The 644-nt window shown below is 62.7% G+C and carries 1 protein-coding gene; it reads left to right on the forward strand.

The window, feature by feature from the left end; translation table 11 throughout:
- Window positions 1-644 (forward strand): cbb3-type cytochrome c oxidase subunit I (locus Ato02nite_RS50735; protein ID WP_213013934.1); only part of this gene is annotated, 644 nt, incomplete at both ends.

Consider the following 644-nt stretch of genomic DNA (forward strand, 5'->3'; position numbering starts at 1 on the left):
TGCCGTTCTTCGGCATCATCACCGAGGTCATCCCGGTCTTCAGCCGCAAGCCGGTGTTCGGCTACAAGGGTCTGGTCGCGGCGACGCTGCTGATCGGCGCGCTGTCGATGAGCGTGTGGGCACACCACATGTTCGTCACCGGCCAGGTGCTGCTGCCGTTCTTCAGCTTCCTGAGCTTCCTGATCGCGGTGCCGACCGGCATGAAGTTCTTCGTCTGGATCGGCACGATGTGGCGCGGCCAGATCAGCTTCGAGACGCCGATGATGTTCGCGATCGGTTTCCTGGTGACGTTCCTGTTCGGTGGTCTGTCCGGTGTGCTGCTGGCCGCCCCGCCGATCGACTTCCACGTCAGTGACTCGTACTTCGTGATCGCGCACTTCCATTACGTGCTGTTCGGCACGATCGTGTTCGCGGTGTTCGCCGGGATCTACTTCTGGTTCCCGAAGATGTTCGGCCGGATGCTCGACGACCGCCTCGGCAAGGTCCACTTCTGGCTGACGTTCCTCGGTTTCCACGCCACGTTCCTGGTGCAGCACTGGCTGGGCACCGAGGGCATGCCCCGCCGGTACGCCGACTACCTGCCGTCGGACGGCTTCACGTTCCTGAACACGTTCTCCACGATCGGTTCGTTCGTGCTGGGCCTG

Source organism: Paractinoplanes toevensis (assembly GCF_018332695.1).
Classification (GTDB): domain Bacteria; phylum Actinomycetota; class Actinomycetes; order Mycobacteriales; family Micromonosporaceae; genus Actinoplanes; species Actinoplanes toevensis.